Origin of the sequence: Streptomyces albus subsp. chlorinus (genome assembly GCF_013302895.1) — a bacterium.
Classification (GTDB): Bacteria; Actinomycetota; Actinomycetes; order Streptomycetales; family Streptomycetaceae; genus Streptomyces; species Streptomyces chlorinus.
In genome coordinates, this window is the sequence record NZ_VJOK01000001.1 from 2,882,749 (window position 1) to 2,902,819 (window position 20,071).

The window sequence follows — 20,071 nt, forward strand, 5'->3', positions numbered from 1 at the left end:
GCGGTGCGGAAACGGCACGGCTCATCGGAGGGGGGCTGTCGTCCGCCGGAGGGCGCCTACCGGGTGCCGGAGGGCTTGCGCCGGGCCGGAGCCGGCCGGTTCGCGGGCGGGCCGGCCGGAAGGCCGGCCGGCGGGACGGCTGGTCGGACAGCCGGCCGGTCGGACGAAAGGCGGATCGGATGACGGGTCAGAGGGCGACTCGGTGCGCGGCTCAGACCGCGGCTTTCTTCAGGCGGCGCCGTTCCCGCTCGGAGAGGCCGCCCCAAATACCGAAACGCTCGTCATTGGCGAGGGCGTATTCGAGGCATTCCGAGCGCACTTCACACGCAAGGCAGACTTTTTTGGCCTCGCGGGTAGAGCCGCCCTTCTCGGGGAAGAAGGACTCCGGGTCGGTCTGCGCGCACAAGGCCCGCTCCTGCCACCCCAGCTCCTCGTCCGCCTCTTCGACCAGCAGTTGTTGGAACAGCTCGGTCATGTGCGCCCCTCGATCCGTCTCTTCGACCCCGTGATGCTGTCGTTATCGAACCCTCTTGAACGACACGAGTGAAATTACAAGTGTGCCGATCCGGGGCAGTCAAGCCGAGATCTGCTATTGAGCCCGTTATTCACCCGGCGGAACCAAGCCCTCGCCGTTAGTGTTCAAATCGGCACGAACTATGACACTCATATCGCGGAGCCGACCGATTTGCCCGGCTCCTCTTTCCAGAACGCGATGACCTGCGGTCACGTTCCGCACCGCCCCTCGGATGGCCCTGGTCACGCTCCGGTCACGGATGCGCAACGGCGCTCCGGGGGCGGTTGGTGCGCCGTCTCTCCCGTGTCCGGGCGCGCAAACCCTTCCCCTCACAGGGCACCCGGATGTGGTGAAAGATTCGCCACAAACGGGACATCAGGTTGACACCCGGGGCACGGGGGCGCTGTGCTGGGGGTATGGCAGCGACCTCTGAGATCCGCACGGCCCGCGGCGTCCTCGCCGCGCGGTCTGCCGGGGGCGTGTTCGTGCTCCCCCGCGCCGTCTCTCACGTCCTGGAGCCCCACCGCTGTCGCTGTCCCCGCGGCTGTCAGGCCCGCTGTCACTGAGGCCGCACCCGGCCCACCCGGCTGAGCGCCCCGCCCACTGACCCCACCGGTCCCGGGCGTGCCCGGCGCCACACCCGCCGGGCACCCGTCCCGTACGGTCCGGCAAGCCCTCCCGCACCGGCCGGCAGGCCCCTCGCGCCCCGTACCGCGCACCCGTACCGCATCCGACCGATCGTGTACCGGCGCACGGCGCGGCGCGCACGCTCCCCGTTCGAGCGGTTTCCCTGCCCGGGTCCGCGCACCCTCCCTCTTCCCGTTCCCTCTCGCGCAAAGGCACGCCGCACGTGAACAGCGACGTCGAAATCGCGGGCGACCCGCTCGCCCTCCCGCACCTGCTTCCCGAGCCCTCCGCCCACCCCGGAACCGTCGCCGGGTACGCCGAACTGATCGGCGAACTCGCCGCCGACCGCGCCTCCTGGGCGCCGCTGGTGCGCTACGACCCCACCCTGCGCTGGTACCACCGGCTGCGCACCGGGCCCGGCTACGAGGTGTGGCTGCTCAGCTGGCTGCCGGGGCAGGGCAGCGGGCGGCACGACCACGGGCGCTCGTGCGGCGTCTTCGGCGTGCTGGAGGGCGAGTTGACCGAGCACGGGGGAGGCGGCTCACGCGTCCTGGGCAGCGGCACCCTGCGGGTCTTCGCCCCCGGATACGTGCACGAAGTGGTCAACGACGGGCTGGAACCGGTCGTCAGCGCGCACGTCTACGCACCCGGTCTCACCGAGATGCCCATGCACTGCTCCGTCGGCCCCGGGACGGCGCGGGACTCCCGGCGCGACGTCCCCGCCTGACCGCCCGCGCGGCCCGCCCGGTGGCGCCCCTCCGTTGTCCTGACCGGATGACGGGGGCGGACCGGGTGCTGCGAGACTGTGCCCATGCAGCGCATTGTGGTTCTGGCCGGGGGCATCGGCGGTGCCCGCTTCCTGCGCGGGCTCAAGTCCGCGGCGCCCGACGCGGAGATCACCGTGGTCGGCAACACCGGCGACGACATCCATCTGTTCGGCCTGAAGGTCTGCCCCGACCTCGACACCGTGATGTACACGCTGGGCGGAGGCATCCACGAGGAACAGGGCTGGGGGCGGGCCGACGAGTCCTTCACGGTGAAGGAGGAGCTGGCCGCCTACGGCGTGGGCCCCACGTGGTTCGGGCTCGGCGACAGGGACTTCGCCACCCACATCGTCCGCACCCAGATGATCGCCGCCGGGTACCCGCTCAGCGCCGTCACCGAAGCGCTGTGCACGCGCTGGCAGCCGGGCGTGCGGCTGCTGCCGATGACGGACGACCGGGTCGAGACGCACGTCCTCATCGACGACCCCGACGCCGAGGGCGGGCGCAAGGCCGTGCACTTCCAGGAGTACTGGGTGCGGCTGCGGGCCTCCGTGGACGCGCACGCGGTGGTGCCCGTCGGCGCCGACACGGCCAAGCCGGCGCCCGGTGTGCTGGAGGCCGTCGCCGAGGCCGACGTCGTGCTCTTCCCGCCGTCCAACCCGGTCGTCAGCGTGGGCACCATCCTGGCCGTTCCCGGCATCCGGGAGGGCATCGCGGACGCCGGTGTGCCCGTCGTCGGACTCTCGCCCATCGTCGGGAACGCGCCGGTGCGCGGCATGGCGGACAAGGTGCTGGCGGCCGTCGGGGTGGAGACCACGGCGGCGGCCGTCGCCGCCCACTACGGCTCGGGGCTGCTGGACGGCTGGCTCGTGGACACCGTGGACGCGGACGCCGTGCGGACCGTCGAGGAGGCGGGCATCCGGTGCCGTGCCGTACCGCTGATGATGAGCGACACCGAGGCCACCGCGCAGATGGCACGGGAGGCCCTCCGGCTGGCCGAGGAGGTCCGGGCATGACCGCGACGACCGCGACGGGAACGGGAGTGGGAGCGGACACCGGGACGGAGCCCGAGGCGGCCGTCAGGCGGGACCCGGGCACCGGGACGGAGGCGGGCGCGGGCGCGCACGGCCCCTCCTACGAGGTCTGGGCGCTGCCCGGCATCCCCGAGGTGCGGCCCGGGGACGACCTGGTGCGGCTCGTGGTGGACGCCGCCGCCGAGGGCGGGCGCGGCCTTGCGGACGGCGATGTGCTCATCGTGACGTCGAAGATCGTCAGCAAGGCCGAGGGCCGCGTCGTGGAGGCCGAGGACCGGGAGGCCGCCATCGACGCGGAGACCGTGCGGGTCGTCGCACGGCGCGGGCCCGCCCGGATCGTGGAGTCCCGGCACGGCTTCGTGATGGCCGCCGCCGGCGTGGACGCCTCCAACACGCCCAAGGGCACCGTCCTGCTGCTGCCCGAGGACCCGGACGCGGCGGCGCGGCGGATCCGGGACGGGGTGCGCGAGGCCCTGGGGGTCACCGTGGGCGTCGTCGTCACCGACACCTTCGGGCGGCCCTGGCGCGAGGGGCAGACCGACGTGGCCATCGGCGCCGCCGGCGTGCGGGTCCTGGAGGACCTGCGGGGCAGCGTGGACATGCACGGCAACCCGCTGGGCGTCACCGTCACCGCGGTGGGGGACGAACTGGCCGCGGCGGGCGAACTGGTCAAGGGCAAGGCGAGCGGGCTGCCCGTCGCGGTGGTGCGCGGGCTGGGGCGGCACGTGCTGTCCGGCCCGGAGGAGGACGGCGAGGGCGGCCGGTCCTCGGCGCGGGCCCTGGTGCGGGACGCCGCCGACGACATGTTCCGGCTGGGCACCTCCGAGGCCGTGCGGGAGGCGGTGACCCTGCGCCGCACCGTACGGGAGTTCACCCCGGACCCGGTGGACGGGCAGGCGGTACGCCGTGCCGTCGCCGCCGCGGTCACCGCACCCGCACCGCACCACACCACACCCTGGCGCTTCGTGCTGCTGGAGAGCGAGGAGTCCAGGCTGCGGCTGCTGGACGCCATGCGGGACGCCTGGATCGCCGACCTGCGCGCGGACGGCAAGAGCGAGGAGAGCATCGCCAAGCGGATCAGGCGCGGCGACGTGCTGCGCGACGCGCCCTGCCTCGCGGTGCCCTGCCTGGTCATGGACGGCTCGCACACCTACCCCGACGCCCGGCGGAACGCGGCCGAGCGGGAGATGTTCGTGGTGGCCACCGGCGCGGGCATCCAGAACTTCCTCGTCGCCCTGGCCGGTGAGCGGCTGGGCTCGGCGTGGATCTCCTCCACCATGTTCTGCCGCGACGTCGTCCGCGACGTCCTCGACCTGCCCGCCCACTGGGACCCCATGGGCGCCGTCGCCATCGGCCGCCCCGCGGCCCCGCCCCGGCAGCGGCCGACGCGCACGGCGGAGGACTTCGTCGTCGAGCGGTGAGCGGCGCGGACGCGCCACGAGTGCGCCACGAATGCGCCGGGACGCGCACGAGGGGCGCGGGCACCAGCGGCGCGGCCCCGGGCGGCGGCTCCCCGTGACGGAGCTGCCGCGCCGGTCCCGCGGCGGGGCTGACGCGGCGGCCCCGCGGAGGATTGCTACAGCGGCGCTATGTTCCCCACCGGGAAGCGGGGCTGACGGCGCGGCATGCGCGGGCCGCCCAGCAGGATGAGGCGGGAGGCCCGGTGCCGCTGGCCCTCGTAGGGGGCCAGCAGTTCCAGCATGCCGTCGTCGTCGGTGCCCCGGTCGCCGGTGAGCGCGTAGCCGACCAGACGCGGCAGGTGCAGGTCTCCGACGGTGACCGCGTCCGGCTCCCCGTTCGAGCGCTGGAGCACCTCCGCCGCCGTCCAGGGGCCGATGCCGGGGATCGCCTGGAGGCGGGCCAGCGCCGCGTCCAGCGGGAGCCGTGCCGCCTCCTCCATGCGGCTCGCCCGCTGGAGGGCGCGCAGGATCGCGGCGGAGCGCTTCTGGTCGACGCCCGCGCGGTGCCACTCCCAGGAGGGGATGCGCAGCCAGTCGCGCGGGTGGGGCATCACCCGCAGCTCCGGGTGCGGTCCCGGGGCGCGCTCGCCGAAGCGGCGCACCAGCAGCCGCCAGGCGCGGTAGGCCTCCTCCGCGGTGATCTTCTGCTCCAGCACGGAGGGGATCAGCGATTCCAGCACCCGGCCCGTCCGGATCAGCCGCAGCCCGGGGTTGCGGCGGTGCGCCCGGCGGGTCACCTCGTGGTGCGGGACGAAGGCGGCCGGGTCGTCCTCGGCGCCGAGCAGCGCGGGCAGTCCGTCCAGCAGGCGTTCCGCGCCCGGCCCCCACGCCTCGGCGTGCACGACGCCGTCCGTGCCGCCCCGCCTCATGTGCACACGGAGCGCCGCCGGACCGTCCGGGGTGCGGGTCCCGCGCCAGACCGCGCCGCCGGGGCCGCCCTCGGTGCGGTACGTCGGATCGTGGGGGCCCCGGCACAGCACGCTCAGGCTGCCGTGCAGGTCGTAGGGGCCCGGCGGGACCCAGGTGCGGGTGAGGGACACGGACGCAAGAGTAGGCCGTGGGGGTGACAGCCCCGGCAGGGCCGCCGCGCGGCCGGCCGTCAGGAGCCGAGAGGGGCGGCAGGGGCCAGGGGCCGAGGAAGCCCAAGAAGCAGCCGGGAGAGCCCGATACGGGCCGAGGAGCGCCCGGCCCGAGCCGAGGAGGGGGCGGGTTCCTACTGGTCGGAGGAGAAGCGGACCGCGCCCGCCGGGATGCGGGCGCCGCACCAGACGCGGATGCCGCCCCGCAGTTCGTTGCCCTCTCCGATGACCGCACCGTCGCCGATCACGGCGCCGTCCAGCACGGTGTCGGCACCGATCCGCGCGCCCGCGCCGATCAGCGAGTTCCGCACCCGCGCGCCGGGCGCGACCACCGCGCCGTCCAGCAGGGCGCTCCCGTCGATCCGGGCGCCTGCCCCGACCTCGGCGCGCGCACCGGCGACCGTGCCGCCGGTGAGCTTGGCGTCCCCGGCGACCTCGGCGCTCTCCAGTATCAGCCGCTCGCCGCAGCGTCCGGGCACGGCGGGCGAGGGGGCGCGGCCCAGCACCAGGTCGGCCGAGCCGCGGACGAACGACTCGGGGGTGCCGAGATCCAGCCAGTAGGTCGAGTCGACCATGCCGTGCAGGTGCGCCCCGGCGGCCAGCAGTCCGGGGAAGGTCTCCCGTTCGACGGAGACCGGGCGTCCGGCGGGGATGGTGTCGATGACGGAACGGGTGAAGACGTAGGCGCCCGCGTTGATCTGGTCGGTGACGATCTCCTCCGGCGTCTGCGGCTTCTCCAGGAACGCCGTCACCCTTCCCGACGCGTCCGTGGGGACGAGGCCGAAGGCGCGCGGGTCGGTCACCCGGGTCAGGTGCAGCGAGACGTCGGCGCCCGCCCGGGTGTGCTGGTCCACCAGGGCGCGGATGTCGAGGCCGGAGAGGATGTCGCCGTTGAAGACGAGGACCGGCTCGTCGGGGCGCGAGTACAGCCGGGAGGCGACGTTGCGGATGGCGCCGCCGGTGCCGAGCGGCTCCTCCTCCGTGACGTACTCCAGGTGCAGCCCCAGTTGGGAGCCGTCGCCGAAGTACGGCTCGAAGACCTCGGCGAGGTAGGAGGTGGCCATCACGACGTGGTCGACGCCCGCCGCGCGGGCGCGCGCCAGCTGGTGCGTGAGGAAGGGCACGCCCGCCGCGGGGACCATGGGCTTGGGGGTGTTCACCGTGAGCGGACGCAGCCGGGTGCCCTTGCCCCCGACCAGAAGGATCGCCTCTGTCACCTGTCGTCTCTGCTTCCTGCCGGGGTCCGCCGACCGCCCTTCGGGTGGCCGGCGGACAGTGTATGCAGCACGTCCGCGGACACGGGGCCGGGCCCGTCGTCCACGTGCCCGTACGGACGTGCCGCCCTTGCCGGCAGTTGCTCTCGGCGGCCGGCTCTCAGCGGCCCTGGAGGCGGGCCGCCGCGCTGCGGATCGCGCCGAGCTTGCCGTAGAGGCGGGCGCCGGGGCACTCGGTCACATACCCGTCCTTGTGCCCGGAGACCGTGTGGAAGGAGATCTTGTGCCCCTTCTTGAACTTGCCGCCCCCGGAGGTGAGCCGGGTCCTGCCGCCCGCGTCGACGCCGAAGAGCGCCAGCTTCCAGGCCGACAGCCTGCTGAGCGCGTCGAGTGCCGCCTTCGGCGGTGCCGTCCTGTCGTACGAGCCGATGACGGCGACACCCGTGCTGTTGGCGTTGAAGCCGTAGGTGTGGGCGCCCCTCACCGCCTTGGCCACCCCTCCGGCCCGCCCTTCGTAGATGGTGCCGCACTTGTCGACGAGGAAGTTGTAGCCGATGTCCCGCCACTTGCTGCTCTTGACGTGGTAGCGGTACATGGCCCGGATGATGGAGGGCCCCTGCTTGCAGTTGTAGGCGTTGGTCCCGGCGGTGTGGTGCACGAAGACGACCTTGACCGACTTGGTGTAGGCGTGCCCGGGTTCGCGCAGCTTCTCGTTGGCGCCCCAGCCCTTGCGGGTGACGATGCGCGGGCGCGGGGCCATGTGCGGCTTGAGGGCCGGTTCGGTCGCGTACAGCGACTGGGTCGCCTCCCTGCTGAGCGCGGGCAGCACACTCGCGCCGGCTCCCTCGCCCGCCTCCGCGGAGCCGCCGCCCACGCCCTCGGCACCGGTTCCGGCCGCGTTGTCCCGGGCCCCCGGCGTACCGGGCGGCTGGCCCTCGGCGGGCGCCGGCTCACCGGAAACCGTCTCACCGGGCGCCGGCTCGCCGGGAGCCGACTGGGCGGGCGGTGTGGACGGTTCGGAGGGGCCCTGGGAGTTTTCTGGCTCACCGGGGTTCGCGGGGGCCGGGGGCGCGGACGGCGCGGGTGACTGGGGGCCGGCCGGTTCGGGGCCCGGATCGACCAGTTCGAGGCGGAGGCCGGTGGGGAGCCGGAAGGAGGTGCCGTTCCGCCGGTCCGGCACGACGCGGGCCTCGACGCCGTCCGAAGGGCCGGTCCACAGCGGTGCGGTCGCCCCCCGGGCCCGCTCCCCCACCGTCTCGCGGCGCGCCTCGCCGGGGTGGACGTCCAGCCCCCGCCAGCCGGACCACACTCCCGTCCCCGCGTCGCGCGTGCGGACCTGGACCCGCCCGTGCAGCGGTGCGTCCACGCGGTCCCACACCACGCCGAGGAGGGAGTACGGGCGGACGGTACGGGCGGCGATCCGCACCGGGGCCTGTGCCGCCTCGGCCTGTCCGCGCGGGCCGCGCGGCCCGCGCGCTCCGGTCCCGGCGGTCCCGGCGGCCGGGCCGAAGGACAGCGACTGGGTGCTGCCCGGCACGCGGCTCTGGGCGCCTCTCGGGTCACCGGGATCCCGGGCGGCGGTTCCGGCCCGCTCCCCCGACGCCGTCACCGAAGCCGACGGGACCGAAGCGGCGGACGAGGCCGAAGCGGCGGACAGGGCGGACGAGCCGGACGGGCCGGAGGGGAGCGACGAGGCGGAGGAGGCCGCCGTCCCCGCGTCCGCCGAGGGGGAGCCCGTGCGGGGGATGGACGCCCCCGGCGTCGCGGCCGAGGCGAGGGGGGCGAGCGGCAGCAGGAAGGCCGCCGCGCTGACGACACCGATCGAATGAGCACAATTCAGACGCATACCAGTGATCGTGGACATATATGATCATCGGTGTCCATCGCGGCACCGCCAGCCGGACGCAGGCGTACGCTGGCCCGGATGAACGCCACCGACCGCACCCCGGCCGACCTGCTGCACTCCGCCCTGGCCGACGACCCGTCGCGTCCCCTGGTGACGTACTACGACGACGCCACGGGCGAGCGGGTCGAACTGTCCGTCGCGACCTTCGCCAACTGGGTGGCGAAGACCGCCAACCTGCTCCAGGACGAGTTCTCCGCCCACCCCGGCGACCGGCTCGCCCTGCTGCTGCCCGCCCACTGGCAGACAGCCGTGTGGGTGCTCGCCTGCTCCTCGGTGGGCGTCGTGGCCGACCTGCACGGGGAGGCGGCCGGCGCCGATCTGGTGGTCGCCGGGCCGGACACGCTGGAGGAGGCGCGCGCCTGTCCGGGTGAGCGCGTGGCGCTCAGCCTACGGCCGCTCGGCGGGCGCTTCCCGGAGCCGCCGGCGGGTTTCGTCGACTACGCGGTGGAGGTGCCGGGCCAGGGCGACCGGTTCGCGCCGTATGTCCCGGTCGGTCCGGACGCGCCCGCGCTCGCGCTGCCCGACGGCGACGAGCTGACGGGGGCGCAGACGGTGGAACGCGCCCGTGCGGACGCGGCCGGGCGGGGCCTCGGCCCCGGTTCGCGGCTGCTGTCCGCGCTCCCCTACGCCGGCTGGGACGGCCTGAGCGCCGGGCTGCTCGCCCCGCTGGCCGCGGGCGGCTCCGTGGTGCTGGCGCCCCGGCTGGAGCGGCTGGACGCGGCCTCCCTCGAACAGCGCGTGGAGAACGAGCGCGTGACCCACTCCGCCGTTCCCCGGAACGCCTGACGGCCGTCCCCGGGGACGCCTGACGGCCCGTCGCGCAGCCGGCGCTCCCGGGCCGCGCCGCGCCCCCGGGCGGGTGTGTGCCATCTCCCGTGCGCCCGCGTACAACCCTGCGCGGGTTTCGCACGTCTGTCTTCGTGACCGGCGCGCCCGTACGTGTGTACGGCCCGACGCCGCCGCGACACGAGGGATGACCAGCCGTGACCGATACGGGTACCAACGACAGCGATTCCGGCGCACCCGCCACGGCCTCACCCCGCCCCCGCCGGCGCCGCTGGCTGCGCTGGGCCGCGCTGGCCGCCTCGGCCCTCGTGCTGGCCGTCGCCGCGACGGGCTGGACCCTCTTCCAGCGGCTGGAGGGCAACATCCGCACCGACACCGGCACCGCGCAGGCGCTGGGGCCGTACGAGAAGGAGCGCCCCACACCGGCAGCGGGGACGAGTGAGGCACGCAACATCCTGCTGCTGGGCTCCGACAACCGCGGCGGCGGGAACGGCGAGTGGGGCCGGGACGAGGGCAGCCAGCGCTCGGACACGGCGATCCTGCTGCACCTGGCGGCCGACCGGCGCGGCGCGACGGCGATGTCCATACCGCGCGACCTGATGGTGGACATCCCCGCCTGCGGGCGGCCGGACGGTTCGACGAGCCGGGCGCAGTTCGCCCAGTTCAACTGGGCGTTCCAGACGGGCGGGGCGGCCTGCGCGATCCGGACGGTCGAGAAGATGACGGACATCCGGATCGATCACCATCTCGTGGTGGACTTCCGGGGCTTCACCAAAATCGTGGACGCGGTCGGCGGCGTCGAGGTGTGCCTGGCCGAGCCGGTGCACGACCGGGAGGCGAAGCTGGACCTGCCGGCCGGACGGCAGACGCTGAACGGCGAGGACGCGCTCGGATACGTCCGCGCGCGGCATGGTCTGGGCAACGGCAGCGACACTCAGCGCATCGAGCGCCAGCAAGGTTTTCTGGGATCTCTGGTGAAGAAGGTGCGCAGCGACGGTGTGCTGCTGAATCCCGCGAGGGCCTATCCCGTACTGGATGCGGCGACATCGTCACTCACCGCGGATTCCGGACTCGATTCCCTCACCGAGCTGTACGAACTCGCGCGAAGTGTGCGGGATATCCCGCAGCACGACATCCACTTTCTTACGGTGCCCCGACAACCGTACGAACTGGACAACAACCGCGATCAACTGGTGCGGCCGGCCGCCGACCAGCTCTTCGCGCAGCTGCGTGAGGACCGCCCTGTGAGCGTCGAGGACAAGCGGAGCGGCAAGAAAGACAAGAGCGGGGCGGAGGAAGACGGAGCGGGCCGGACAGGTCCGCCCTATCGGGGGACAACCGCCGGCCAGGACATCTGCGCGAAGGAATGAAGCTGGGAATGAGGCGAATTGACCGTTTCTGAGTGCATGGAATTTGTCACCGACGTCGCTAGCCGCCGAACCTGCCGGATAGTGTGAGCGCTCCGGCCGGCCCCGGGGCGGCATCAGCAGCCGGTTCTATGGAGGACTTTCGCAATCGTGGACGCGCAAGGCCGTGGGCACGCGGGAGATGTCGATCCCGCGGATCAGTGGGTGTTCAACCCGAACACCGGCAGCTACGAGCTGCGACTGAACCCCGTCGCCGACGACTCCCCGAGTCCGTACGGCACCCGCCGCAGCTCGGCGCCGCGTCAGAGACGATCCTCCCCCGACGAGGACGGCGCGACACCTTCCGAGCCGCACGAGACGGCCGGCCGCACCGGAGCACGCTCCACAGGCCGTACCGGCTCCGGTGGCCGTACCGGCTCCCGCGCCGGTGACCGTGCCGGATCACGCTCCGCCCGGCGCGCCGAGGCGAAGCTCCCCGCCCAGCGTCGTGCCTCCGAGCGCTCCGGCCCGGGTGAGGGGCGCGGCGGCGGACACGGCCGCCGGAAGGCCAAGCGGCGGCTGTCGAAGAAGCAGAAGGCGCTGCGCATCGGCGGCGGTGTCGTCGGGTTCGTTATGGTGGCCGGCTGCGTGGGCGGTTACGTCTGGTACGAGCGCCTCAACGGCAACATCAGCAAGGTCGACGTCGGCGAGAACAACCCGGCGGTCACGGACGGCCCGGTCAACATCCTCGTGATCGGCACCGACGCCCGCGAGGGCAAGGGCAACACCGGCTACGGCGACAAGGGAAGCGTCGGCCACGCGGACACCACGTTCCTCTTCCACGTCTCCAAGGACCGCACCAACGCGACCGCGCTGTCCATCCCGCGGGACATGATCACCGACATCCCGCAGTGCGAGACCAAGCAGAAGGACGGCTCCAAGAAGGTCATCCCCGGGGAGCAGCAGGTCCGTTTCAACACCAGCCTCGGCCAGGAGGAGCGGGATCCGGGCTGCACCTGGCGCACCGTGGAGAAGCTCACCGGGGTGCAGATCGACCACTTCATGATGGCGGACTTCAACGCCGTCAAGGAGCTGTCCACGGCGGTCGGCGGCGTGGAGGTCTGCACGGCCAAGCCCATCAACGACCCCAAGTCGCACCTGAAGCTGAAGGCGGGCAAGCACACCGTCAAGGGCGAGCAGGCGCTGGCGTTCGTGCGGACCCGGCACGCGGTGGGCTTCGGCAGCGACCTGGACCGGATCAAGCTCCAGCAGCAGTTCCTCAGTTCGATGATCCGCAAGATGAAGTCCGGGGGCACGCTCACCAGCCCGTCCAAGCTGCTCAACCTGAGCGACGTGGCGACCAAGGCGCTGACGGTGGACACCGGGATCGGCAGCGTCAAGAAGCTGATGGCGCTGGCGAACGATCTGAAGCGGGTGAACGTCAAGAACATCACGTTCGCCACCGTGCCGGTGGTGGACAACCCGAACGACCCGGCGACCGTCGTCCTCAACAGGCAGAAGGCCGACCAGCTCTTCAAGATGGTCCGCGAGGACAAGTCCCTGACCGGTACGGGGAAGCACAAGCCGGAGAAGAAGGCGAAGCCGAAGGCCGAGAAGGCCCCGGTCTCCGAGGTCGACGTCTCCGTGCGCAACGGCGGCGGCCCCTCGGGCGCCGCGGCCGAGACGGTGGAGTGGCTGAGCGGCAGGGGCGTGGGCAACGCCGCCTCGGGCGGCAACGCACCGCAGCCGCTGGAGAAGACGCGGCTGGAGTACACCGCCGCACAGGAGGGCCAGGCGGCCCGGCTGGCGGACATGCTGAAACTCCCGGCGTCCGCGCTGAAGAAGACCAGCAGCACCGGCTCGGGCACCAGCATGACGCTCACGCTCGGCAAGGACTTCTCCTCCCCGGGCGAATCCGTCGGCGCGCCCGACAAGACGCCGTCGGGGGTCGAGAAGGTCAACGCCGGCGACAAGAACGTGTGCGCGAAATGATTCCGGCCCCTCCGGCACGTCCCGCGAGACGTCGTAAGACAGCACAACCTGAGCACCCCGGGGAGGTCCCGTGCGGCAGTACAGCACCGACGGCGAGGAGGGGACGCGGAGCAGCGCCGCCAGCGCCGCCGAGCGCGGCTGGGACGAGAGCCTGTACCAGGACCGCGCCGAGGTCTCCCCGCCCGGCCGCGCGGACAGCGGCGCGGACGGCGGCGCGGACGGCGGCGCGGACGGCGGCGGCAGAAGGAGCCGCGGCAGCGGCGGAACCGGTGACGGCGGTGACGGCGGCAGCGGGGGGCGTGCCGCGCGCCGCCGGGGCCACCCGAAACGGAGACGGCGCGTGCTGCGCTGGTCGGCGATCGTCCTGGCGGTGCTCATACTCGGCACCGCGGGAGCGGGCTACCTCTACTACCAGCACCTCAACGGCAACCTCGTCAAGGACGAGCTGAACCTCGGCGACAGCAAGCTCGACAAGGCGGACCCCAACGCCCACGGGCAGACCCCGCTGAACATCCTTCTGCTGGGCTCCGATTCACGCGCCTCCAAGGAGAACATCCGGCTGGGCGGTTCCCGGGCCGACAAGGACCGGCCGCCGCTGGCGGACGTCCAGATGCTGCTGCACGTCTCGGCCGACCGCAGCAACATGTCGGTCCTCTCGGTGCCGCGCGACACCCGCGTCACGATCCCCAAGTGCACCGACCCGGACGACGGGAAGGTGTATCCGGCGACCACCGACAAGATCAACACCAGTCTTCAGCACGGCGGTCCGGGCTGCACCGTGGCCACCTGGGAGGAGATGACGGGCGTCCCGGTCGACCACTTCATGATGATCGACTTCTCCGGCGTGGTCTCCATGGCGGACGCGGTGGGCGGGGTGCCGGTCTGCGTGGACAAGAACGTGCACGACCCGCGCTCGAAGCTGAAGCTGAAGAAGGGCACCTCGGTCATCAAGGGCGAGCAGGCCCTCAGCTGGCTGCGCACCCGGCACGGCTTCGGCGACGGTACGGACATAGGCCGCGCCAAGGCGCAGCACATGTACATGAACGCGATGGTCCGCCAGCTCAAGTCGGGCACCAAGCTGTCCGACCCGGGCAAGATGAAGGACCTGGCGGAGGCCGCCACCAAGGCGCTCACCGTCGACAAGGGGATCGGCTCGGTCAAGAAGCTCTACGACCTGGGCAACGACCTCAAGCGCGTCCCCACCAAGCGCATCACCATGGCCACCATGCCCTGGGAGTACGGGCCGGGCGGCTCGTACGTCACGCCCAAGGAGAGCGACGCGGACCAGATCTTCTCCCTCCTGCGCAACGACGTGGCGCTCGACGGCAAGGACAAGAAGAAGGCGGAGGCCAGCAAGTCGGCGCAGCCGACCCGGCCCTCGCGGCCGAAGGCCGAGATCCCGGTCGGCGTGATGAACGGCACGGGCACCTCCCTCCAGCCGCCGGTGAGCGGCAGGGCGAGCGTCGTGGCGGGCGAGTTGGCCCGCAAGGGCTTCAGCCAGGCGGTGGCCGACCAGACGCCCCAGTCGCAGGCCGACACCACGGTCAGTTACGCGCGCGCTGAGCAGCGGGGCGACGCGCTGGCGGTCGCCAAGGCGCTGGGCATCCCCGAGCGGCTGGTCAAGCACTCCGCCGGCGTGCAGAAGGTGACCCTGGTCGTGGGCGCCGACTGGCGCGAGGGCACCGCCTATCCCAAGGGCTCCGGCGGCGGGGACGGCGCCAAGGACGAGCACAAGGCGCCGAAGAGCGCCGACGCGCTGCGGGGCGACGACAAGAAGGCGTGCATGGAGGTCAATCCGAACTACACGTGGTGACGCCGCCGCGCCGCGCACCCGCGTGGCCCCACGGGGCCCATGTGTAAGGGGCGCCCTCCCTGGGAGGGCGCCCCTTACACATCTCCGGATGTCACCGATGTCCGGATGTCACCAGTGTCCGGGTGACATCGGTGTCCGGGTGACACCGGTGTCCAGGCGACACCCGGGTGTCCGGCCGCTCGCCTGTCCGCCGCACCGCCCTTGCCTACGGTGTCGCCAGGACCGGCTCGCGGCGGCTGGCGATGACCTTGCGGGCCAGCTTGCGCGGGCTCGTCAGGAAGCCCCAGCCCCAGGACATGTGCATGGTGGCCAGCGCGACGGGGATCTGGACGCGGGCCTTGAGCGGGAGGCCCTTGCCCGCGGGCAGCGAGCCGGCCGCGATCGCGGCCAGGTAGCCGCCGGGCACGACCAGCCCCCACGGTGTGACGGCCGCCCCCACCACGAGACCCGCCGCGATGGCGCACACGGCGGCCGGGGGCGCCAGGTAGCGAAGGTTGAGGGAGCCCGCGTGGTAGCGGGCCACCACGTGCCGCCAACGGCCGTAGTTCCGGTACTGCTTGGCCAGCGCCCGCACGCTCGGCCGGGGCCGGTAGGAGACGCGCAGCTCGGGGGAGAACCAGATCAGCCCGCCCGCCTCGCGGATGCGGTAGTTCAGCTCCCAGTCCTGGGCGCGGATGAACTCCTCGTTGTAGCCGCCCTGTTGCTCCAGCACCTCGCGGCGGAAGACGCCGAGGTAGACCGTCTCGGCCTCGCCCGCGGTGCCGCCGGTGTGGAAGGCGGCGTTGCCCACGCCGATCCTGGAGGTCATCGCCGCGGCGACGGCGTCCTCCCAGGCGTTCTCGCCCTCGGCGTGCATGATGCCGCCCACATTGGCGGCGCCGGTCTCCTCCAGCAGCCGCACGGCGGTGGCGATGTAGTCGGCGGAGAGCATGCCGTGGCCGTCCACCCGGACGACCACCGGATGGCGGGACGCCTTGATCGCCGCGTTCAGCCCGGCCGGGGTGCGCCCCGTGGGGTTGGGCACCGTGTGGACACGCGGGTCCTCGGCCACCAGCTCCGCGGCGATCTCGTCCGTACGGTCGGTGGAAGGCCCCAGCGCGATGACGACCTCCAGCTCACCGTCGTAGCGCTGCTGGAGGATGTGCCGCACGGCGCTGCGCAGGTGCCGCTCCTCGTTGAGCACCGGCATGATCACGGAGACGGGGGGCTGGGCCGCGTCCGGGGAAGCACTTGGGTTCTCGCGAGTCACGGCGCTCACGTTACCGCGATCGGGCGAACGGTCCGCACGCCCGCGCCCCCTCCCGGCGGCGGGGGCGCATTCGGGCGGCGTGTACGCACCATCCGGAGATCGTACCGACATACAGTGTGGGGACTTTCCGTCACTTCGTCGTCACCCGCAGTACCGTCCCTGTTCGTCTTTCTCCGCGGAAGGTGGCCATCCCTTGCCTCGAAGCGCCCCCTCTCCCGACAAGGGCCGTCCCCGGTGGGGCCTGCGGATCGCCACGGGCACCTCCGTGCTGCTGCTGGTCGCGGGCGGTGTCGGGCACGCCGTGGTGACCGGACTGAGCGAGGACGTGCGCAGGGTGGACCCGTTCGACGGGCTGGAGAACCGCCCCCGGGACGACAACGGCGCCAACTTCCTCGTCGTCGGCACCGACCGGCGCGAGGGTCTCACCCCCGACCAGAAGAAGCGGTACAACCTCGGCGGCTCGGCCTGCGACTGCACGGACACGATGCTGCTGGTGCACCTGTCCGGCAAACGGGACCGTGCCAGCGTCGTCAGCCTCCCGCGCGACACCTACACCCAGCTGCCGCCCCACCGGGACCGGGCCACGGGCAGACAGCTGCCGGCCCGGCCGGCGAAGCTCAACGCCGCCTACACGGCGGGCGGCCCCGCGCTGACCGTGCGGGCCGTGGAGAAGATGACGAAGGTCCACGTCGACCACTACCTGGAGATCGACTTCACCAGCTTCATGAAGACCGTGGACGTCCTCGGGGGCGTCCCCGTGTGCACCGAGAAGCCGCTCAAGGACAGCTACTCCGGTCTGGAGATGCCCCAGGGCACCACCAAGCTCAACGGCGGCCAGGCGCTCCAGTACGTGCGCGCCCGTCACCTGGACGGCGGGTCGGACCTGAGCCGGATGAAGCGGCAGCAGCGCTTCATCGCCTCGCTGATCTCCCGCGCGACCGAGACCGGGGTCCTGATGAACCCCGTGCGCTTCGAGAAGGTCGCCTCCAGCCTGCTGGGCTCCGTACGGGCCGACCAGGAGTTCGGCACCGAGCAGATGATGGCCCTGGGGCGGGCGATGCGCGGCTTCAGCCCCGCCTCCTCGGAGTTCGTCTCCGTGCCGCTGGCCGACCCCGACCACCGGGTGCCCCGGCTCGGCTCGACCGTGACCTGGGACCGGGAGAAGGCCGACAAGCTGTTCGCGGCCCTGCGCGAGGACCGGCCGCTGTCCGGTCCCGCGGAGCCGAGGCGGGGCGGGCCGCCCCGGGTGGAGGTGGCGCCGCGGAACGTCGGCGTGGAGGTCGCCAACGCCACCGGCCGCCAGGGCCTCGGCAGCCGGATCGACCGGGAGCTGCGGCGCACCGGCTTCTCCACCACCCGCACGCCCTCCAACGCGCGCCGCACCCAGGACGGCCGGACCACCATCTCCTACGACCCGGGCTGGAACCGCTCCGCCCGTGCGCTGGCCGCCGCCCTGCCGGGTGCCGAACTGGTGAGGGCCCCGCGCCAGGGGCCCCGGATGAAGGTCACGGTCGGTGACCCGGACCAGCGGGTGCGGCCCGTGCGCGGGCCGGCCCCGGGCAGCGGCCCGGCGGAGGCCCCCATGCGCGGGGACGAGGTGGACTGCGGGTGAGCCGCCGTGTGCCGCCGCCGGTCAGCTCGCGACGCGGCTGGCGCGCAGGTCCTTGATGGCGCGGCGGCGGGCGAGACGGTGGGTCCGCCGTATCTGCGCCTCCTGGTAGCGGCGGCGGTCCTCGTCGGTCTCGGGTATGACGGGCGGCACGGCCCTGGGCTTGCCGTTCTCGTCGACGGCGGTGAAGACGAGGTAGGCCGAGCCGACCTGGGTGGCCGGCGTCGACTCGTTCCAGCGTTCGGCCAGCACCCGGACGCCGACCTCCATCGAGGTCCGGCCGGTCCAGTTGACCTGGGCCTTCACATGGACGAGGTCGCCGACCCTGACCGGTTCGAGGAAGACCATCTCGTCCATGGAGGCGGTGACGGCGGGACCCTCCGAGTGGCGTCCGGCGACGGCACCCGCCGCGTCGTCGGCCAGTTTCATGATCACCCCGCCGTGCACCGTGCCGTAGAGGTTGGTGTCACCCTCCGTCATGATGTGGGAGAGAGTCGTGCGGGAGGCGGCCGTCGGCTTTCCCGGAAGTTCGCTCTGCGCCGTGTGCGCCTGGTGGGTCATGCCTCCACTTTATGGGGCGGGGCAAGCCGCTCAGAGCCTGCCATTTTGCATCAGAACTGCTACAGGACGCCCCCGAAGTGGTACCCACCCTGTGTTCCTCCCCCCAAATGGAGGCACACTTCGGTGCATGAATCAGTGGCCCGATGGTTGGACCGACAACCCGCGGGGCCGGGAGGGTCGCGGCAGCGGCGCGCCCCGTCCCGACCCCACACGTGTCATGCCCCACACATCGGCCCCCGGTGTGCCTCCGCAGACCCGCGGCCCGGGCCAGGGTCCGCACCACGGGCAGAGCTACGACGCCGGTTACGACCGGGGCCAGGGCCCCGGCTACGACCAGGGGCACGGTCAGCCACCGGGCGGCTACGACTCCGGCTACAGCGACGGCCAGGTCTACGGCGGCCGGGGCGGTGGTGACCGCGGCTCCCGCGAGGGTCCGCGCCCCGACTGGCGCCGCCGCTTCAAATGGGGCCTGATCACGCTGGTCGTGGTGGTGCTGGTCTGGTCCGTCGGCACCTACTTCTGGGCCGACTCCAAGCTGCGCCGCGAGGTGGACCTCAGCATCGTCGAGGACCGTCCGGAGGGCGGGGACGGCACCAACTACCTGATCGTCGGCTCGGACAGCCGTGAGGGCATGAGTGCCGATGACCGCCAGAAGCTGCACACAGGCGGTCCCACCGACCAGGGCAGGACCGACTCGATCATGATCCTGCACGTCGGCAGCAACGGGAACACCATGATCTCGCTGCCGCGCGACTCGGACGTCGAGGTTCCCTCGTACACCGGTTCGGAGTCCGGCAAGCACTACCCGGCGCAGGGCCGCCACACGAAGATCAACGCGACCTACGCCGAGGACGGCCCCGCGCTGCTCGTCCGTACGGTGGAGCACAACACCGGGCTGAAGATCGACCACTACGCGGAGATCGGCTTCGGCGGCTTCGCGAAGATCGTCGACGCGGTCGGCGGCGTGGAGATGGACATCCCGCGCGACATCCACGACGACAAGTCCGGCGCCGACTTCAAGAAGGGCAAGCAGACGCTCGACGGCCGGCAGGCACTGGCGTTCGTCCGCACCCGGTACGCGCTGCCCGGCAGCGACCTGGACCGCACCAAGAACCAGCAGAAGTTCCTCGCCGCGCTGGCCAACCAGGCGGCGACGCCGAGCACGATCCTCAACCCCTTCAAGCTCTACCCGACGATGGGTGCCGGCCTCGACACCCTCAAGGTCGACAAGGACATGAGCCTGTGGAACGTCGCCTCGATGTTCTGGGCGATGAAGGGCGTCTCGGGCGGTGAGGGCAAGTCGATGAACATGCCTCTCGCCGGGAACGCGCCGAACGGCAACCTCCAGTGGGACAAGGCGAAGGTCAAGCAGCTGGTCGAGCAGCTCAACAACGACGAGAAGGTGACGGTCTCCTCGGACCGCTGAGACCCGGCGCCCGCGCGGGCGCCCATGTCATCCGGTGGCCGGGCCCCTGCGGTCCGGCCACCGTCGTGTGTGCCGCGCCACCGCGCCCGCGGGCGCCGCTCAGCGGTCGGTGAGGCAGAGGCAGAAGGGGTGGCCCGCAGGATCCAGGTAGACCCGGAAGCCCCGCTCCCCGCCACCGTCGTCCTGCACCAGCCGCGCCCCCAGCTCCAGCACCTCGCGCTCGGCCTCCTCGATCCTCTCCGGCGGCACGTCCAGGTCGAGGTGGAGCTGCTGCGAGTGCTCCTCGCCGGGCCATTCGGGCGGTACGAACCCGGGCGCCTCCTGGAAGGCGAGGCGCCGGTTGCCGGCCTGGTCGACCACCTCCACCCACGAGCGGTCGCTCCTGTCCTCGTCCACCGTCCAGCCGAGCATCCGGGCGTAGAAGTCCGCGAGGCGCCGGGTGTCCGGGCAGTCCAGTACGACAACGCCCAGGGTGGGGATGGCCATCGTGCGTCCTCTCGTCGTCCCGCCGCCGTACGGGGCGGCGGCGGGGAACGGATCGGTCGGGCACCGGCTCGGGGCAGGGCCGGCGGCGGGGGCCCAGTCCGCCCGCGCCCGCGCCCGCGCCCGCGCCCGCGCCCGCGCGCACGGGTTGACCGGACTCCGGCCCGGCAAACCAGGTCTCCCCGGGAAACCGCCCGGAACCGCCCCA

Annotated in this window: 17 protein-coding genes; 10 read left to right on the top strand and 7 right to left on the bottom strand. The window is 72.7% G+C overall.

Translation table 11 applies throughout. From position 1 onward, the window contains the following. Positions 1-211 precede the first annotated feature (211 nt). Positions 212-475, bottom strand: coding sequence for a WhiB family transcriptional regulator (locus tag FM076_RS12855; RefSeq protein ID WP_004952403.1), 264 nt, complete (start codon positions 473-475; stop codon positions 212-214). Between the two features lie 889 nt (positions 476-1,364). On the opposite strand from FM076_RS12855, the gene FM076_RS12860 reads away from it, so the two are divergent. The 3 genes from FM076_RS12860 to FM076_RS12870 all read left to right on the top strand — a co-directional run bounded on the left by FM076_RS12860 (position 1,365) and on the right by FM076_RS12870 (position 4,360). Then, positions 1,365-1,868, top strand: a complete 504-nt coding sequence (locus tag FM076_RS12860) for a cupin domain-containing protein (RefSeq protein ID WP_173870422.1) — start codon at positions 1,365-1,367, stop codon at positions 1,866-1,868. 84 nt (positions 1,869-1,952) lie between these two features. Beyond that, positions 1,953-2,921: a 2-phospho-L-lactate transferase gene (cofD, locus tag FM076_RS12865; protein WP_173870423.1), complete on the top strand. Its 969-nt coding sequence runs from the start codon at positions 1,953-1,955 to the stop codon at positions 2,919-2,921. After that, complete coding sequence (locus FM076_RS12870; RefSeq protein ID WP_243274458.1) at positions 2,918-4,360, top strand: coenzyme F420-0:L-glutamate ligase; 1,443 nt, start codon at positions 2,918-2,920, stop codon at positions 4,358-4,360. The genes cofD and FM076_RS12870 overlap by 4 nt, the downstream gene beginning before the upstream one ends. A 155-nt stretch (positions 4,361-4,515) precedes the next feature. Here the strand turns inward: FM076_RS12870 and FM076_RS12875 are convergent, their stop codons facing one another. The 3 genes from FM076_RS12875 to FM076_RS12885 form a co-directional block, all read right to left on the bottom strand. After that, positions 4,516-5,439: a DNA-3-methyladenine glycosylase 2 family protein gene (locus tag FM076_RS12875; RefSeq protein ID WP_173870425.1), complete on the bottom strand. Its 924-nt coding sequence runs from the start codon at positions 5,437-5,439 to the stop codon at positions 4,516-4,518. 173 nt (positions 5,440-5,612) lie between these two features. Next, positions 5,613-6,695, bottom strand: coding sequence for a sugar phosphate nucleotidyltransferase (locus FM076_RS12880; RefSeq protein WP_173870427.1), 1,083 nt, complete (start codon positions 6,693-6,695; stop codon positions 5,613-5,615). A gap of 157 nt (positions 6,696-6,852) precedes the next feature. Next, positions 6,853-8,229 carry a peptidoglycan recognition protein family protein gene (locus tag FM076_RS12885; protein ID WP_345944982.1) on the bottom strand — a complete coding sequence of 459 codons (1,377 nt, stop codon included), beginning with the start codon at positions 8,227-8,229 and terminating at the stop codon, positions 6,853-6,855. On the opposite strand from FM076_RS12885, the gene FM076_RS33725 reads away from it, so the two are divergent. The 5 genes from FM076_RS33725 to FM076_RS12905 all read left to right on the top strand — a co-directional run bounded on the left by FM076_RS33725 (position 8,216) and on the right by FM076_RS12905 (position 14,535). Beyond that, the gene (locus FM076_RS33725) at positions 8,216-8,521 is read left to right on the top strand and encodes a hypothetical protein (protein WP_243274460.1); all 306 of its coding nucleotides are present in this window, start codon (positions 8,216-8,218) and stop codon (positions 8,519-8,521) included. The genes FM076_RS12885 and FM076_RS33725 overlap by 14 nt on opposite strands. Positions 8,522-8,616: 95 nt before the next feature. After that, positions 8,617-9,384 carry a TIGR03089 family protein gene (locus FM076_RS12890; RefSeq protein WP_173870430.1) on the top strand — a complete coding sequence of 256 codons (768 nt, stop codon included), beginning with the start codon at positions 8,617-8,619 and terminating at the stop codon, positions 9,382-9,384. Positions 9,385-9,581: 197 nt separating this feature from the next. Then, complete coding sequence (locus FM076_RS12895; protein ID WP_173870432.1) at positions 9,582-10,754, top strand: LCP family protein; 1,173 nt, start codon at positions 9,582-9,584, stop codon at positions 10,752-10,754. A gap of 147 nt (positions 10,755-10,901) precedes the next feature. Next, a complete protein-coding gene (locus FM076_RS12900; protein ID WP_173870434.1) occupies positions 10,902-12,722 on the top strand; it encodes an LCP family protein in 1,821 nt (606 codons plus the stop codon). A 70-nt stretch (positions 12,723-12,792) separates the two neighbouring features. Next, on the top strand, positions 12,793-14,535 hold the full coding sequence (locus FM076_RS12905) for an LCP family protein (protein ID WP_173870436.1): 1,743 nt from the start codon (positions 12,793-12,795) through the stop codon (positions 14,533-14,535). A gap of 205 nt (positions 14,536-14,740) precedes the next feature. On the opposite strand, the gene FM076_RS12910 is transcribed toward FM076_RS12905, so the two are convergent. Further along, positions 14,741-15,784 carry a glycosyltransferase gene (locus FM076_RS12910; protein ID WP_173870438.1) on the bottom strand — a complete coding sequence of 348 codons (1,044 nt, stop codon included), beginning with the start codon at positions 15,782-15,784 and terminating at the stop codon, positions 14,741-14,743. 193 nt (positions 15,785-15,977) lie between these two features. Between FM076_RS12910 and FM076_RS12915 the strand changes: the two genes are divergently transcribed. Continuing rightward, positions 15,978-17,396 (top strand): LCP family protein, encoded by a 1,419-nt coding sequence (locus tag FM076_RS12915; protein WP_243274462.1) that lies wholly within the window; start codon positions 15,978-15,980, stop codon positions 17,394-17,396. 21 nt (positions 17,397-17,417) lie between these two features. Here the strand turns inward: FM076_RS12915 and FM076_RS12920 are convergent, their stop codons facing one another. Beyond that, positions 17,418-17,954 (bottom strand): acyl-CoA thioesterase, encoded by a 537-nt coding sequence (locus FM076_RS12920; protein ID WP_173870442.1) that lies wholly within the window; start codon positions 17,952-17,954, stop codon positions 17,418-17,420. 127 nt (positions 17,955-18,081) lie between these two features. On the opposite strand from FM076_RS12920, the gene FM076_RS12925 reads away from it, so the two are divergent. Further along, a complete protein-coding gene (locus FM076_RS12925) occupies positions 18,082-19,380 on the top strand; it encodes an LCP family protein (RefSeq protein ID WP_173870444.1) in 1,299 nt (432 codons plus the stop codon). A 99-nt stretch (positions 19,381-19,479) separates the two neighbouring features. Here the strand turns inward: FM076_RS12925 and FM076_RS12930 are convergent, their stop codons facing one another. After that, a complete protein-coding gene (locus FM076_RS12930; protein ID WP_173870446.1) occupies positions 19,480-19,866 on the bottom strand; it encodes a VOC family protein in 387 nt (128 codons plus the stop codon). Positions 19,867-20,071 lie beyond the last annotated feature (205 nt).

Bases quoted from the DNA above. Each gene is read 5' to 3' on its own strand.
- FM076_RS12920 (WP_173870442.1), bottom strand. From the start codon at position 17,954: ATGACCCACCAGGCGCACACGGCGCAGAGCGAACTTCCGGGAAAGCCG.
- FM076_RS12855 (WP_004952403.1), bottom strand. From the start codon at position 475: ATGACCGAGCTGTTCCAACAACTGCTGGTCGAAGAGGCGGACGAGGAG.
- FM076_RS12925 (WP_173870444.1), top strand. From the start codon at position 18,082: ATGAATCAGTGGCCCGATGGTTGGACCGACAACCCGCGGGGCCGGGAG.
- cofD (WP_173870423.1), top strand. From the start codon at position 1,953: ATGCAGCGCATTGTGGTTCTGGCCGGGGGCATCGGCGGTGCCCGCTTC.
- FM076_RS12930 (WP_173870446.1), bottom strand. From the start codon at position 19,866: ATGGCCATCCCCACCCTGGGCGTTGTCGTACTGGACTGCCCGGACACC.
- FM076_RS12870 (WP_243274458.1), top strand. From the start codon at position 2,918: ATGACCGCGACGACCGCGACGGGAACGGGAGTGGGAGCGGACACCGGG.
- FM076_RS12890 (WP_173870430.1), top strand. From the start codon at position 8,617: ATGAACGCCACCGACCGCACCCCGGCCGACCTGCTGCACTCCGCCCTG.